Genomic DNA, 15,204 nt, shown 5'->3' with positions numbered 1-15,204 from the left:
CCGATAAAAAAAGGGCTGAACACCGGTTCAGCCCTTGTCGTTTATGCCGCTCCGTGCGTTACGGGCGATAAACCTTCACGTTGCTGAAGCCTTGCTCCAGCAGGTACAGCGCCTGCAGGCGGCTCATCACGCCGCGCTCGCAATACAGCAGATAGGTTTTGCTCTGATCCAGATCGCCGAACTGGGTGCTCAGCTTGTAGAACGGTAGCGCTTTCACTTCAACCTGTTCCAGCTGCAGCGGCTTCTCTTCCTGCTCATCGTTGGAGCGGATATCCAGGATCACCTCGTCGGCGCCGAAGGCCGCGACGGTTTCCACCTCGGTCACCTGCTCCTGTGCCTGCTCGGCGATAGAGCGAATATCGACGTTCTTCGCTTCGCTCACCACCCGGTCGAGAATGCTGAAATCGAAGTGGCTCTCTTCCTCTTCGATCTTGGCCTTGATCGCTTTCACCGTCGGGCTCTTCGAAATCACACCGCAGTATTCCGGCATGGTTTTGGCGAAGTCTTCGGTGCCGATTTCGCGCGCCAGTTTGATGATGTGCTCTTTATCGTGCGAGATCAGCGGACGCAGGATCAGGGTATCGGACGCATTGTCGATCAAACGCAGGTTGGTCAGCGTCTGGCTGGAGACCTGCCCCAGCGCCTCGCCGGTCACCAGCGCCTGCACGCCGTAGCGTTCGGCCACTTGCGAAGCGGCTCGCACCATCATGCGCTTGAGCACCACGCCCATCTGGCCGTCGTCGACCTTCTCCAGGATCTCACCCACCACCGGCTCGAAGTCGATGGCGACGAAGCGCACCTTGTGCGAGCTGGCGAAGCGATTCCACAGGTAGTGCGCCACCTGCTTCACGCCGATCTCGTGCGCGGCGCCGCCCAGGTTGAAGAAGCAGAAGTGCACGCGGCAGCCGCGGCGCATCAGCATGTAGCTGGACACGCCCGAGTCGAAACCGCCGGAAATCAGCGACATTACGTCTTCCTGAGTGCCGACCGGGTAACCGCCGATGCCTTCGAGGCGGCGTTTGACCAGCATCAGCTTGTCGTCTTCGATCTCCAGGTTTACCGTGACCTGCGGGCGGGTCAGGTTAACGCGCGCGCTTTCGATGTGTTGGTTCAGGCCGCCGCCGACGTAGCGCTCCACGTCCTGCGAGTTGAACGCCTGCTTGCCGCGGCGCTTGACGCGCACGCAGAAGGTTTTGCCTTCCAGCTGGGCGCGGTAGGCTTCCAGCGTCTGCTCGAAGATGTGGTGGATATCGGTATAAGCGCGATCTTCCACCTCCAGAATATGGTGAATACCGGGAATGCGCGTCAGGGCGTCGGCAATGATCGGCCGCTGGTTTTCATCTTTGGCGCGAACTTCGATATGATCCCAGTGACGGACGACCGCCAGCGTTTCATCATACTGCTTCAGGACGTTGCGAATATTGGTCGAGAGAATCTTGATAAAGCGCAAGCGCACAGATTGGCTCTTGATGGTGATTTCCGGGAACAATTTAATGATAAACTTCATGGCGGTCTTTGTTGTCAGATAAGAATTACGGCGCGGAGTATATCACCATATCGCCGTGCTCTGCGCACAAAACCACACATGAGCGCCATGATTTGCTAATCAAGATCCGCTAGGATAGGCTCTGGCGCCACGGTTCACATGATGACGTAAAAAGAAAATTATGCCGAAAAAACCAGCACAATCAGCCAGTACAGAGCAAACTGCCAGCTTTGAAAGCGCCCTCGGCGAGCTGGAAAGCATCGTGACGCGTCTGGAGTCGGGCGAACTGCCGCTGGAAGACGCGCTGAACGAGTTCGAACGCGGCGTACAGCTGGCGCGTCAGGGCCAGCAGAAACTGCAACAGGCGGAACAGCGTGTGCAGATACTTCTTAACGACAGCGCTGACGATGCGGCGCTGGCGCCTTTCACACCGGATGCCGAGTAACCGACATGTCTGAGATCGCCCCATCGGCCGCTTTTGCCGATCAACTGCAGATTTTCCGCCAGCGCGCCGATCGCGCGCTGCTGGACTTCATCGCCCCGCTGCCGTTCAACGACGGCAACATGGTGGCGGCGATGCGTCACGGCGCCTTGCTGGGCGGCAAGCGCCTGCGCCCGTTCCTGGTGTACACCACCGGCCAGATGTTCGGCGTGTCGCTGAACAACCTGGACGCGCCGGCGGCGGCGGTGGAATGCATTCACGCCTACTCGCTGATCCACGACGATCTGCCGGCGATGGACGACGACGATCTGCGCCGCGGCCAGCCGACCTGCCACATTAAATTCGGCGAAGCCAACGCGATACTGGCCGGCGATGCGCTGCAAACGCTGGCGTTTTCGATCCTGGCCGATGCCGAAATGCCTGACGTGGCCCTGCGCGATCGGCTGGCGATGGTCTCTGAACTGGCGACCGCCAGCGGCGTAGCCGGCATGTGCGGCGGCCAATCGCTGGATCTGGAAGCCGAAGGCAAGCGCGTTGACCTGCAGGCCCTGGAGCAGATCCACCGCCATAAAACCGGCGCGCTGATCCGCGCGGCGGTGCGCCTGGGCGCGCTGAGCGCCGGCGAAGCCGGACGTGCAGCGCTGCCGCAGCTGGATCGTTATGCCGCCGCGGTTGGCCTGGCGTTCCAAGTGCAGGATGACATTTTGGACGTTGTCGGCGAGACTGAAAAAATCGGCAAGCGCCAGGGAGCGGACCAACAACACGGAAAGAGTACCTACCCGGCGTTACTCGGGCTTGACAGCGCGAAAGCAAAAGCGTGGGATCTCTATCAGGAAGCATTAGCTGCATTAGACACTTTGGCAGCGCAATCTTATAACACAGCGCCATTGCGAGCGTTAGCCAGCTTCATTATTGAACGCGACAATTAACGTATGACGTTAACTCCTCTGATATGAGTATCGAATGAGTCTTGATATAGCCAAATACCCAACCCTGGCGCTAGCGGAAAACCCCGAGGAACTCCGCTCACTGCCCAAAGAGAGCTTGCCGAAGCTGTGCGATGAGCTGCGGCAATACCTGCTGAACAGCGTCAGTCGCTCCAGCGGCCACTTTGCCTCCGGGCTGGGTACCGTCGAACTGACGGTGGCGTTGCATTTCGTCTACAACACGCCGTTCGATCACCTGGTGTGGGACGTCGGCCACCAGGCCTACCCGCACAAAATTCTGACCGGCCGCCGCGACCGTATCGCCACCATTCGGCAAAAAAACGGCCTGCATCCGTTCCCGTGGCGCGCCGAAAGCGAATACGACGTGCTGTCGGTCGGCCACTCGTCGACCTCGATCAGCGCCGGCCTAGGCATGGCGGTGGCGGCGGAGCGTGAAGGCAAAGGCCGCCGCACGGTGTGCGTGATCGGCGACGGCGCCATCACCGCCGGCATGGCGTTCGAAGCGATGAACCACGCCGGCGACATCAACCCGGACATGCTGGTAGTGCTGAACGACAATGAGATGTCGATCTCGGAAAACGTCGGTGCGCTGAACAATCACCTGGCGCAGCTGTTGTCCGGCAAGCTTTACTCCACCCTGCGCGAAGGCGGCAAGAAAGTGCTGGCCGGCGTGCCGCCGATCAAGGAGCTGGTGAAACGCACCGAAGAGCACCTGAAAGGCATGGTGGTGCCGGGCACGCTGTTCGAAGAGCTGGGCTTTAACTACATCGGCCCGGTAGACGGGCACGACGTGCAGGGGCTGGTTGCCACGTTGAAAAACATGCGCGATCTGAAAGGCCCGCAGCTGTTGCACATCATGACCAAGAAAGGCCGCGGTTACGCACCGGCGGAGAAGGATCCGATCAGCTTCCACGCCGTACCGAAGTTCGATCCTGCCAGCGGTACGCTGCCGAAAAGCGCCGGCGGTCTGCCGACCTATTCGAAAATCTTCGGCGACTGGCTGTGTGAAACCGCCGCCAAAGACAGCTCGCTGATGGCAATCACGCCGGCCATGCGCGAAGGTTCCGGCATGGTGCAGTTCTCCCGCGACTACCCGCAGCAATATTTCGACGTGGCGATCGCCGAGCAGCACGCGGTCACCTTCGCCGCCGGGCTGGCGATCGGCGGCTACAAGCCGGTGGTGGCGATCTATTCCACCTTCCTGCAGCGCGCCTACGACCAGCTGATCCATGACGTGGCAATCCAGAACCTGCCGGTGATGTTCGCCATCGATCGCGGCGGCATCGTCGGCGCCGACGGCCAGACTCACCAGGGGGCTTTCGATCTGTCGTTCATGCGCTGCATCCCGACCATGGTGATCATGACGCCGAGCGACGAGAACGAATGCCGCCAGATGCTGTATACCGGCTATCACTACAATGCCGGCCCGAGCGCCGTGCGCTATCCGCGCGGCACCGGCACCGGCGCGGCGCTGGAGCCGCTCAGCCTGCTGCCGATCGGCAAAGGCGTGGTACGCCGCCAGGGGGAGAAGATCGCCATTCTCAACTTCGGCACCCTGCTGCCGGAGGCCGCGCAAGCGGCGGAAGCGCTCAACGCCACGCTGGTCGACATGCGCTTCGTCAAACCGCTGGACGAGCAGCTGGTGCTCGAACTGGCCGCCAGCCATGAAACGCTGGTCACGCTGGAAGAGAACGCGATCATGGGCGGCGCCGGCAGCGGCGTCAACGAACTGCTGATGGCCAAACGCCGTCCGGTGCCGGTGCTGAACCTCGGCCTGCCGGACAGCTTCGTCTCGCAGGGCACCCAGGAAGAACTGCGCGCCGATCTGGGGTTGGATGCCGCTGGCATTCAGCGCCAAATCGAAACCTGGCTGGCGCAGTAATCGCCACTCGCGCCTGACAAAACGCCTCCGCCTTCGGGGGCGTTTTTGTTTCCGCCCCCTCTCCCCGAGATCCGCGCTACAGTTACTGTCTGAGTTGTGAATGGGAGGCAAGCATGAAGTACCTGAAACTGGGCAACACCGATCTGAACGTCTCGCGTATCTGCCTGGGTTGCATGACCTACGGCGAACCGAACCGCGGCAATCACGCCTGGACGCTGCCGGAAGAGAGCAGCCGCCCGCTGCTGAAACAGGCGCTGGAAGCCGGCATCAACTTTTTCGACACCGCCAACAGCTATTCCGACGGCAGCAGCGAGGAAATCCTCGGCCGGGCGCTGCGCGACTATGCACGCCGCGAAGACGTGGTGGTCGCCACCAAGGTGTATTTCCCGCTGAGTAACCTGAAGCGCGGTTTATCGCGCGCCAACATCATGCAGTCCATCGACGACAGCCTGCAGCGCCTGGGCACCGACTATGTCGATTTGCTGCAGATCCACCGCTGGGATTACGAAACGTCGCTGGAAGAGACGCTGGAAGCGCTGCACGACGTGGTGAAAGCCGGTAAGGCGCGTTACATCGGCGCCTCCTCGATGTACGCCTGGCAGTTCGCCAAGGCGCTGTATACCGCCGATCTGCACGGCTGGACGCGCTTCGTCAGCATGCAGGATCAATACAACCTGATTCAGCGCGAAGAAGAGCGCGAAATGCATCCGCTGTGCGCCGCCGAAGGCATCGCCGTGCTGCCGTGGAGCCCGCTGGCACGCGGCCGCCTGACCCGCCCCTGGGGCGAAACCACCGCGCGACTGGTTTCCGACCAGTTCGGCAAGAGCCTGTATGAGGAAACTGAAGGCATCGACGCCATTATCGCCGAGCGCGTCGCCAGCCTCGCCGAGGAACGCGGCGTTTCACGCGCACAGATCGCGCTGGCCTGGCTGCTGAACAAACCGGCGGTCAGCACGCCGATCGTCGGCGCTTCGCGCAGCGAACAGCTGGACGACGCCATCGCCGCGGTCGATTTGAGTTTGTCGCCGCAAGAGGTCGCGGAGCTGGAGACGGCTTACGTGCCGCATCGGGTGACGGGATTTGAATAAGAGAGACGGGCGCGAAACAGCGCGCCCGTCTGTCAGAACAGCCCGATCGGCCAGTGGTGCCCAATCAGGTAGATGATGCCGGCGGACAGCACGCCGGCGATGATATCGTCGACCATGATGCCCATGCCGCCATGCACGTTGCGGTCGAACCAGCGGATCGGCCACGGTTTCCACATATCCAGAATGCGGAAGATGACGAAACCGGCGACAACCCAGCGCCAGTCGTTGACCGGCAGCGCCATCAGCGTGATCCACATGCCGACGAACTCGTCCCAGACGATGCTGCCGTGATCGTGCACCTTCATGTCTTTTGCCGTGCGGTGGCAAATATAGACGCCGATGCAGATGCTGAACATCACCGCCAGCGAGTAAAGCTGCCACGGTAGCTGGATCAGCAGCAGCCAGAACGGGATCGCCGCCAGCGATCCCATGGTGCCCGGCATCACCGGCGACAAACCGCTGCCAAACCCGGTGGCCAGCAGGTGCCACGGATTGCTCATCCGCAGCCGACGCTTGGCCTCATCCATGGGTGCCCGGCTCCGCGTTGAAATGATCGAACCCAATCCAATCCAGCTCTACCGCTTCGTCGTTGCGATAATAGCGGATGCCTTCAGACAGCGGGCCAATTTGGCCGATGCAGGTGTAGTCGGCCCCGAGGTGGCTCAGCGCCACTTCCAGCGCGCCGCGGTTGATCTCCGGCACGGTGAAGCACAGCTCATAATCTTCGCCGCCCGCCAGCGCCCAGCGCAGCGCCTGCTCGGCATCGGCGTGGCCGCTCAGCGCCTGCGACATCGGCAGCTCGTCCAGCACGATGCGCGCGCCACAGTCGCTGGCCTTCAGGATATGCTTCAGATCGGAAATCAGGCCGTCGGAGATGTCGATCGCCGAGCTGGCCAGATCCCGCAGCGCCTGCCCCTGCAGCACCCGCGGCTGCGGCCGCAGATGGCGGGCGACCAGATAATCGCGCGCCGCCGCATCCTTCACCGCCAGGCGATCCTGCAGGATCGCCAGACCGGCGGCGCTGTCGCCCAGCGTGCCGGTCACATAGATCCAGTCGCCGATGCGCGCACCGCTGCGGGTCAGCGCCCGGCCGGCCGGGATCAACCCCTGAATGGTCAACGTCATGCTCAGCGGCCCGCGCGTGGTATCGCCGCCGATCAGTTGCATGCCATAATAGTTGAGCTGATCGAACAGGCTGTCGCTGAAGGCCTTCAGCCAGGGCTCGTCCACCTCCGGCAGGGTCAGCGCCAGCGAAAGCCAGGCCGGATCGGCGCCCATCGCCGCCAGATCGCTCAGATTGACCGCCAGCGCCTTATAGCCGAGATCGGCCGGATCGATGTCCGGCAGGAAGTGAATGCCCGCGACCAACGTATCGGTACTGACGGCCACCAGCTGTTTTTCCGGCACTGCCAGCAGTGCGCAGTCATCTCCAATGCCCAACTGTACATCCCGGCGCACGCGCTTAAACCGGTCAAAATAGCGGGCAATGAGGTCAAATTCGCCGCATGCCATATCGATATTCCACTAGAAGAAATTAAGGCCGGGAATGCCGGCCTTAAAGTTTTACTTTTTCTTGCGAAGGGTTGGCGCCACTTTATCCAGCACCCCGTTCACAAACTTGTGGCTGTCTTCCGCGCCGAAGGTTTTCGCCAGTTCGATCGCTTCGTTGATTGCCACCTTGTAAGGGACATCCTCGCGCATTTTCAGTTCAAACAGCGCGACGCGCAGCACCGCGCGCTCCACCTGACCCAGCTCTTCGAGCTGACGCGACAGGTAAGGCGCCATCAGTTCGTCCAGCATACCTGCATTCACTGCCGCGCCGGACAGCAACTCGCGAAAATAGGCGACGTCAACATCTTTGACATCCTGCTCCGTCAGGAACTGGTGTTCAACATCGGCAAGGTCGTTTTTAGACAACTGCCAAGAGTAAAGCGCTTGAACAGCGCACTCACGAGCGCGGCGACGAGCAGCAGGTTTCACGGAATTCCCCTTAACTAAATTCAGGCTTTAATAGCTTTGATAACATTAATCATTTCAAGTGCGGTCAGCGCGGCTTCAGCGCCCTTGTTGCCCGCTTTGGTGCCGGCGCGTTCGATCGCCTGCTCGATGCTTTCGGTGGTCAGCACGCCAAAAGCAACCGGGATTTCGGCATTCATCGCAACGTTGCCGATGCCGGAGCTGGCTTCGCCCGCCACATATTCGAAGTGCGCGGTGCCCCCACGGATAACGGTGCCCAGCGCGATAACCGCGTCGTATTTGCCGGTTTTGGCCAATACGCTCGCCGTCAGCGGCAGCTCGTAAGCGCCCGGGACCCAGACAACGGTGATGTTGTCGTCAGCAACCTGACCAATGCGTTTCAGCGCGTCGATGGCGCCTTCCAGCAGGCTGTCGTTGATGAAATTGTTAAAACGTGCAATTGCGATCGCCACACGGGCATTTGGAGTAGCAACAACACCTTCGATAACTTTCATGGGCTTTCCTTAAAAATGGGTTCAATACCCCGCAGGGGGGCGGATTCTATCATATTCTTTCATCGCCTGCGCGGCGCTTTTGTAAAACCGGCGCGCGGGCGCGAGATTCAGTGTTTCGCCCGCAGGCGCAAACGCAGATCGGGGCCGACCTGACGCACGTCGCTAAAGACGAATTCCGGCGCGTCGGCCAATCGCTCCAGGCCCGGCAGGTGGCACAGGCCACGGCCATTATCGCCCAACAGTTTCGGCGCGATGTACAAAATGAGCTCATCCACCAGGCCGGCCTGCAGCAACGCACCGGCCAGCGATGCGCCCGCCTCCACCCAGATTGAATTCACCTGGCGCTTGGCCAACAGCATCATCATCACCACCAGATCGACGCCGCCGCCGTGCGCCGGGCAGATAAACTGTTCAACGTCTTGCGGCCAGGTCCGTTCATCCGCCTGCAGGCGCGCCAGCCAGGTGGCGCCCGGCTGCTGCACCACGCGGTGCTGCGGGGTAATGCGGTTTTGGCTGTCGAGCAGGATGCGCAGCGGCTGGCGTAGATTGTCGCGCGGATAGAGGCGCTGCGTCTCGGCGTCCAATTCATCCCAACGCACCGTCAGCGACGGATCGTCCGCCAGCACGGTGGCGCTGGTGCTGAGGATGGCGGCGCTCTGCGCGCGCAGGCGCTGCACGTCCTGACGCGCTTCGGGTGAGGTGATCCACTGGCTCTCACCGGAGGCCATCGCCGTGCGGCCGTCCAGCGACGCGCCCAGCTTCAGCTGCACGTAAGGGAAGCCGGTGCGCATGCGCTTGAGGAAGCCCAGATTGACCGCTTCGGCCTCGGCCAGCATCAGGCCGTGCCGCACCTCGACGCCGGCCTGCTGCAGCTTGTACAGCCCGCGTCCCGCCACCTGCGGGTTAGGATCTTGCATCGCCGCGACCACCCGCGTCACGCCGGCGGCCACCAGCGCATCGGCACAGGGCGGCGTGCGGCCGTGATGGCTGCACGGCTCGAGCGTGACATAGGCGGTGGCGCCGCGCGCCTTGTCGCCCGCCATGCGCAGCGCGTGCACTTCTGCGTGCGGCTCGCCGGCGCGCAGATGATAGCCTTCACCGACAATTTCGCCGTCGCGCACGATAACGCAGCCGACGTTCGGATTGGGCGCGGTGGTAAAACGCCCCAGCCGCGCCAGTTCGAAGGCGCGCGCCATGTAAAATTCGTCGTGATGCATGAAAGATCCTTTAGTCTTGCAGGCGGGCAATCTCTTCGCCGAACTCGCGCACGTCTTCGAAGCTGCGGTACACCGACGCGAAGCGAATATAGGCGACCTTATCCAGCTTTTTCAGCGCGTCCATCACCAGATTGCCCACCAACTTGGTCGGCACTTCGCGTTCGCCGGTGGCGCGCAGTTGGGATTTGATATGGTTAAGGGCGTTTTCCACGTCGTCCGAGCTGACCGGGCGCTTTTCCAGCGCTTTCAGCATGCCGCGGCGCAGTTTGTCTTCGTTGAACGGCTCGCGCACCTCATCGCTTTTAATCACTCGCGGCATCACCAGCTCGGCCACCTCAAAGGTGGTGAAGCGTTCATTGCACACCAGACACTGGCGGCGACGGCGCACTTGCGAACCATCCCCCACCAGGCGGGAATCAATGACTTTGGTATCAACGGCGGCGCAGAAAGGGCAATGCATAACACGTCCTGATAAACGTTTTTTATAGATAAAAGCAGTTTACCCCGAAGTGCAGCCACAACAAAGGGCGGCGGCCATTTGTTGCGACACGCGGCCAGGAAGCGGCACCGATATGACTTTCCCCTCCGGGCGGACTAAGCTGATAGCAGGAGATTCAGCATAGGAAATCGCCGACATGACAACCTGTTACCCCAAAATCGCCCTGCTCGCCGCCGCCGTGTTGTTGACGGGCTGCGCGCACAACGCCGCCGTGCCTCAGCTGCGCCATCAGGTCGCCGCGCTGAACCAGAAAGTGAGCGTGCTGACCGATCAAACCACCGCGCTGGAGCGGCAGAATCAGCTCAATCAGCACTCCGACAACGGCGTCTACCTGCTGCCGGCAGCCCGGAGCGCCGCCCGTTTGCAGAGCAGCCTCGGCGAACTGAGCGTTTCGCTGAGCCACATCAAGAGCGAAGCCAACGGCACGCAGGCGCAGCTGCATGTGCGCATCCTCTCGCAGGCCACGCTGCCGCCGTTCAACGCGGTGGTGGAATGGGGCCCACTGGATGAAGCCACCGGCCGGCCGTTGACCGCCGAGGCGCTGTCGCAACCGATCGCCAGCGCCGATTCACTGCTGCCAAAACCCGGCCAGGACTTCGAACTGCGCTTCAGCGGCCTGACGCCGGAACAGCTGGGCTATATCCGCCTGCACAGTCTGGTTTCGACCGCCCAACCGGCGGTGGTGCAGCCGCACTGAAACCCGAAGCAAAAAAAAGGAGCGCCATCGGCGCTCCTTCTCATTTCGCTGAATACTGCGGCGGTTAAGGCAGAATCGAAGGCTGATCTGCGCCCTCTTTTTCCACTTTTTGCTGCAGCATGTGTTCGCGTTTCATCCCCAGCTTCAACGCCAGCGCGGACGCGACGTAGATGGAGGAAACGGTACCGATCGACACGCCGATCAGCATCGCCAGCGAGAAGCCTTGCAGCATCGCGCCACCGAAGATGTACAGCATCAGCACCACCATCAGGGTGGTCCCGGAAGTCATCAGCGTACGGCTCAGCGTCTGGGTCAACGACACGTTCATGATTTCGTAAGGCGTGCCGCGGCGGATCTTGCGGAAGTTCTCACGAATACGGTCGGAAACCACGATGCTGTCGTTCAGCGAGTAACCGATAACCGACATCAGGGACGCGACGATGGTCAGGTCAATCTCGATGTGGAACAGCGACAGCACGCCCAGCGTGATGATCACGTCGTGCGCCAGCGCGATAACCGCCCCCAGCGCCAGGCGCCATTCGAAGCGGAAACCGACGTAGATCAGGATACAGATCAACGCCACCAGCAGCGCCATGCCACCGGTTTGCGCCAGCTCGCTGCCCACGCTCGGGCCGACGAACTCAATGCGCTTCACGGTGGCGTTTTTGTCCACCGAGTCGTTGATCACGCCGATCACCTTGTTGCCCAGTTCCTGGCCTGCGGTGCCGGTCGCCGGTGGCATACGCACCATCACGTCGCGGCTGCTGCCGAAATTCTGGATGATCGGATCCTGGAACCCGGCCTTCTCCAGCGTATCGCGCATCAGGTCGAGATTGGCCGGTTTCTCCAGGTTGATTTCAATCACCGTACCGCCGGTGAAATCCAGACCCCAGTTAAACCCGCGCACCGACATGGTGGCGATCGACGCGACCAACAGCACCAACGAGATGCCGAAGGCCACGTAGTCCCAGCGCATAAAGTCGTAGACTTTACGGCCGTAGTTGAGTTGCTCAACAGTATAATCCTGTGCCACAACGCACTCCTCAGATAGACAGCTTGTTAATGCGTTTGCCGCCGTAAAGCAGGTTGACGATGGCACGGGTACCGACAATCGCGGTGAACATGGACGTCGCCACACCGATAGCGGTGGTGATCGCAAAGCCTTTGATCGAACCGGTGCCCACTGCGTACAGGATGACCGCGGTGATCAGCGTGGTGATGTTGGCGTCGACGATACTGGAGAACGCGCCTTTATAGCCTTCATGGATCGCCTGCTGAACGGACCTGCCGTTCTTCAGCTCTTCCTTGATACGTTCGTTAATCAGTACGTTGGCGTCAACCGCCACCGCCAGCGTCAACACGATCCCGGCAATGCCCGGCATGGTCAGCGTCGCCCCTGGCAACAGGGACATCACGCCGACGATCAGCACCAGGTTGGCGACCAGCGCCGTGGTGGCGATCACGCCGAACTTACGGTACCAGACCACCATGAAGACGATGGACGCCACCAGGCCCCACAGACAGGCTTCCAGACCTTGGGTAATGTTCTGCTGACCCAGGGTTGGACCGATGGTGCGCTCTTCGACGATCTGAATCGGCGCGATCAGCGCGCCCGCACGCAGCAGCAGCGAAAGCTGACGCGCTTCGTTCGGGTTGCCGATACCGGTGATGCGGAAGCTGTTGCCCAGACGCGACTGAATGTTCGCCACGTTGATCACTTCTTCCTGTTTCACCAGCACCGCACGGCCGTTGGCGTCTTTCTTGCCGCTGTCCTTATACTCCACGAACAGGGTCGCCATCGGCTTACCGATGTTGTCCTTGGTGAAGTTGGACATGGACGTGCCACCGGCGCTGTCCAGCGAGATGTTAACCTGCGGCTGGTTGTATTCGTCGGTGCTCGAGGTGGAGTCGGTGATGTGGTCACCGGTCAGGATCACGCGCTTGTACAGCACGATCGGCTGGCCGTCACGGGTGTATTTCACCTCGGAATCGCCCGGCACGCGGCCGTTGGCCGCCGCAGTGGCGTCCGCATTGGTGTTCACCAGACGGAACTCCAGGGTCGCGGTGGCGCCCAGAATTTCTTTGGCACGCGCGGTGTCCTGAATGCCCGGCAGCTCGACCACGATGCGGTCGGCGCCCTGGCGCTGCACCAGCGGTTCGGCGACGCCGAGCTGGTTGACGCGGTTACGCAGGATAGTGATGTTCTGCTGGACGGCGTATTCGCGCGCTTCGCTCAGACGGGCGTCCGTCAGGCTGGCTTTCATGGTGTTGGCGCCGTTGGCGGACAGCACCAGATCGCGCTGACGCGGGCCGATGTAGCTGATGGCCTGATCGCGGGCCGCATCGTCACGGAAGCGAACTTCCACGCCGTTGTTGTCCAGCTTGCGGATAGACGCGTAAGGAATGCCCTTCTCGCGCAGCTCGCTGCGCAGGGTATCCATGGTCTGTTCCTGCAGCTTACTCAGCGCGGTGTCCATGTCCACTTCCATCAGGAAGTGCACGCCGCCGCGCAGGTCCAGGCCGAGTTTCATCGGCTCTGCGCCCAGCATGGCCAGCCAGGTCGGCGTGGCCGGCGCCAGGTTCAGCGCCACGACGAATTTGTCACCCAGCTCGGTCACCAGCGCTTCGCGGGCGCGCAGCTGAACGTCAGGATCTTTAAAGCGAGCCAGGATGGCGCCATTTTCCAGCGCAATCGACTTGCTCGCGATGTTGTCTTTTTCTAATACGGTACGGACCTGGTCCAGCGTAGTTTCACTGGCGGCGACGCCGCGCGCGCCAGTGATTTGTACGGCCGGATCCTCACCGTAGATGTTGGGAAGCGCATAAAGCAGACCGACGAGGATCACGACGATCAACATCAGATACTTCCACAAAGGATAACGGTTTAGCACGGCAATTCCCTTCGGGAAAAAAGATTACAGGGCCTTCATGGTACCTTTCGGCAGAACGGCCGCCACGAAGTCACGCTTGATCATCACTTCCGTGGTGTCGTTCAGCGCGATGGCGATGATGCCGGTGTCGGCCACTTTGGTCACACGACCGATCAGGCCGCCGGTGGTCAGCACTTCGTCGCCTTTACCGATGGAGTCCATCAGCTTCTTGTGATCTTTAGCGCGCTTCTGCTGTGGGCGCAGGATCATGAAGTAGAAGATCAGGCCGAACACCACCAGCATAATGATCAGAGAGTACGGGCTTCCCTGAGCCGGAGCCCCTGCGGATGCGACGGCGTCAGAAATGAAAAAGCTCATTGAAATTCCCTCATTAAGTTATCAATTATTAGATCAAGCGTTTAAAGGCGGAATCGGCTTGCCGATCCGACCATAGAAATCCGCAACAAACTGCTCTAATTTACCCTCTTCGATAGCCTGGCGTAAACCCGCCATGAGGCGCTGGTAGTGACGCAGGTTATGAATCGTGTTCAGTCGAGCACCCAATATTTCGTTGCAACGGTCGAGATGGTGCAAGTAGGCGCGGCTGTAATGGCGACACGTGTAGCAATCACAGTCCTTATCCAGCGGAGAAGTATCATCCTTGTGCTTGGCATTACGGATTTTTACCACACCGTCAGTCACGAACAGATGGCCGTTGCGGGCGTTGCGGGTCGGCATGACGCAGTCGAACATGTCGATGCCGCGACGCACGCCTTCCACCAAATCTTCCGGCTTGCCGACGCCCATCAAATAGCGTGGCTTATCTTCCGGAATTTGCGGGCAAACGTGTTCAAGAATGCGATGCATATCCTCTTTCGGCTCGCCTACAGCCAAGCCGCCCACAGCGTACCCGTCAAAGCCGATATCCACCAGCCCTTTGACGGAAACATCACGTAAATCTTCGTAAACACCGCCCTGAATGATGCCGAACAGCGCATTTTTATTTTCCAGCTCGTCGAAACGCTTGCGGCTGCGCTCCGCCCAGCGCAGCGACATTTCCATCGAACGCTTGGCGTAGTCCCAGTCGGCCGGATACGGCGTACATTCGTCGAAGATCATCACGATGTCGGAACCCAGGTCATACTGGATTTCCATCGATTTTTCCGGGCTCAGGAACACCTTGTCGCCGTTGATCGGGTTGCGGAAGTACACGCCTTCCTCTTTGATCTTGCGCATCGCCCCCAGGCTGAATACCTGGAAACCGCCGGAATCGGTAAGGATCGGCCCATGCCACTGCATGAAGTCGTGCAGATCGCCGTGCAGTTTCATGATCTCCTGGCCCGGGCGCAGCCACAGGTGGAAGGTGTTGCCCAGCAGGATCTGTGCGCCGGTCTCTTTCACTTCTTCCGGCGTCATGCCCTTGACCGTGCCGTAGGTACCGACCGGCATAAAGGCCGGGGTTTCCACCACGCCGCGGTCGAAGATCAGGCGGCCGCGACGCGCGCGGCCATCGGTAGTTTGTAGTTCGTACTTCACAAAGCCTCCAGCATCAGAGAAACAGTCTGATGTCGTTGAAACGGGGCCGCGCCGTGGGCGCAGCCCGGG

General features: G+C 60.8%; 16 protein-coding genes. 5 read left to right on the top strand and 11 right to left on the bottom strand.

Translation table 11 applies throughout. The features are described 5' to 3' along the window. Positions 1–58: 58 nt before the first annotated feature. Complete coding sequence (gene thiI, locus EKL15_RS07865; protein ID WP_047728729.1) at positions 59–1,507, bottom strand: tRNA uracil 4-sulfurtransferase ThiI; 1,449 nt, start codon at positions 1,505–1,507, stop codon at positions 59–61. 160 nt (positions 1,508–1,667) lie between these two features. On the opposite strand from thiI, the gene xseB reads away from it, so the two are divergent. The 4 genes from xseB to EKL15_RS07845 all read left to right on the top strand — a co-directional run bounded on the left by xseB (position 1,668) and on the right by EKL15_RS07845 (position 5,845). After that, on the top strand, positions 1,668–1,931 hold the full coding sequence (xseB, locus tag EKL15_RS07860; protein WP_015376838.1) for an exodeoxyribonuclease VII small subunit: 264 nt from the start codon (positions 1,668–1,670) through the stop codon (positions 1,929–1,931). Positions 1,932–1,936: 5 nt separating this feature from the next. Continuing rightward, a complete protein-coding gene (gene ispA / locus EKL15_RS07855) occupies positions 1,937–2,857 on the top strand; it encodes a (2E,6E)-farnesyl diphosphate synthase (protein ID WP_203089195.1) in 921 nt (306 codons plus the stop codon). Positions 2,858–2,891: 34 nt separating this feature from the next. Beyond that, positions 2,892–4,757, top strand: a complete 1,866-nt coding sequence (gene dxs / locus EKL15_RS07850; RefSeq protein WP_055316790.1) for a 1-deoxy-D-xylulose-5-phosphate synthase — start codon at positions 2,892–2,894, stop codon at positions 4,755–4,757. Between the two features lie 113 nt (positions 4,758–4,870). Then, positions 4,871–5,845 (top strand): aldo/keto reductase, encoded by a 975-nt coding sequence (locus EKL15_RS07845; protein WP_100396223.1) that lies wholly within the window; start codon positions 4,871–4,873, stop codon positions 5,843–5,845. Positions 5,846–5,877: 32 nt separating this feature from the next. Here the strand turns inward: EKL15_RS07845 and pgpA are convergent, their stop codons facing one another. The 6 genes from pgpA to nrdR all read right to left on the bottom strand — a co-directional run bounded on the left by pgpA (position 5,878) and on the right by nrdR (position 9,993). Then, positions 5,878–6,372 carry a phosphatidylglycerophosphatase A gene (pgpA, locus tag EKL15_RS07840; protein WP_100396224.1) on the bottom strand — a complete coding sequence of 165 codons (495 nt, stop codon included), beginning with the start codon at positions 6,370–6,372 and terminating at the stop codon, positions 5,878–5,880. Continuing rightward, the gene (thiL, locus tag EKL15_RS07835) at positions 6,365–7,357 is read right to left on the bottom strand and encodes a thiamine-phosphate kinase (RefSeq protein WP_060440581.1); all 993 of its coding nucleotides are present in this window, start codon (positions 7,355–7,357) and stop codon (positions 6,365–6,367) included. The genes pgpA and thiL overlap by 8 nt, the downstream gene beginning before the upstream one ends. A 51-nt stretch (positions 7,358–7,408) precedes the next feature. Next, positions 7,409–7,825: a transcription antitermination factor NusB gene (gene nusB, locus EKL15_RS07830; protein ID WP_004940384.1), complete on the bottom strand. Its 417-nt coding sequence runs from the start codon at positions 7,823–7,825 to the stop codon at positions 7,409–7,411. Positions 7,826–7,845: 20 nt separating this feature from the next. Continuing rightward, entirely contained in the window at positions 7,846–8,316 is a 471-nt protein-coding gene (gene ribE / locus EKL15_RS07825) for a 6,7-dimethyl-8-ribityllumazine synthase (RefSeq protein ID WP_004940385.1), read from the bottom strand. Positions 8,317–8,423: 107 nt separating this feature from the next. Continuing rightward, positions 8,424–9,533 (bottom strand): bifunctional diaminohydroxyphosphoribosylaminopyrimidine deaminase/5-amino-6-(5-phosphoribosylamino)uracil reductase RibD, encoded by a 1,110-nt coding sequence (gene ribD / locus EKL15_RS07820; protein WP_100396225.1) that lies wholly within the window; start codon positions 9,531–9,533, stop codon positions 8,424–8,426. A 10-nt stretch (positions 9,534–9,543) separates the two neighbouring features. After that, the gene (gene nrdR / locus EKL15_RS07815; protein WP_004940387.1) at positions 9,544–9,993 is read right to left on the bottom strand and encodes a transcriptional regulator NrdR; all 450 of its coding nucleotides are present in this window, start codon (positions 9,991–9,993) and stop codon (positions 9,544–9,546) included. Between the two features lie 175 nt (positions 9,994–10,168). Here nrdR and EKL15_RS07810 point away from each other — a divergent pair, with 175 nt between their 5' ends. Next, positions 10,169–10,729 (top strand): DUF3251 domain-containing protein, encoded by a 561-nt coding sequence (locus tag EKL15_RS07810; protein WP_060440583.1) that lies wholly within the window; start codon positions 10,169–10,171, stop codon positions 10,727–10,729. Between the two features lie 64 nt (positions 10,730–10,793). Here the strand turns inward: EKL15_RS07810 and secF are convergent, their stop codons facing one another. The 4 genes from secF to tgt are packed head-to-tail and all read right to left on the bottom strand — an operon-like array spanning position 10,794 to position 15,135. After that, positions 10,794–11,762 carry a protein translocase subunit SecF gene (secF, locus tag EKL15_RS07805; RefSeq protein WP_019454209.1) on the bottom strand — a complete coding sequence of 323 codons (969 nt, stop codon included), beginning with the start codon at positions 11,760–11,762 and terminating at the stop codon, positions 10,794–10,796. A 10-nt stretch (positions 11,763–11,772) separates the two neighbouring features. Then, entirely contained in the window at positions 11,773–13,620 is a 1,848-nt protein-coding gene (gene secD / locus EKL15_RS07800) for a protein translocase subunit SecD (protein ID WP_071845295.1), read from the bottom strand. A 24-nt stretch (positions 13,621–13,644) separates the two neighbouring features. Beyond that, on the bottom strand, positions 13,645–13,977 hold the full coding sequence (gene yajC / locus EKL15_RS07795) for a preprotein translocase subunit YajC (protein ID WP_004940391.1): 333 nt from the start codon (positions 13,975–13,977) through the stop codon (positions 13,645–13,647). A 33-nt stretch (positions 13,978–14,010) separates the two neighbouring features. Continuing rightward, positions 14,011–15,135 carry a tRNA guanosine(34) transglycosylase Tgt gene (gene tgt / locus EKL15_RS07790; RefSeq protein WP_033647322.1) on the bottom strand — a complete coding sequence of 375 codons (1,125 nt, stop codon included), beginning with the start codon at positions 15,133–15,135 and terminating at the stop codon, positions 14,011–14,013. Positions 15,136–15,204 lie beyond the last annotated feature (69 nt).

It is taken from the genome of Serratia sp. 4542 (assembly GCF_016805595.1).
GTDB lineage: Bacteria > Pseudomonadota > Gammaproteobacteria > Enterobacterales > Enterobacteriaceae > Serratia > Serratia nevei.
This window is presented reverse-complemented; position numbering and strand designations above follow the sequence as displayed.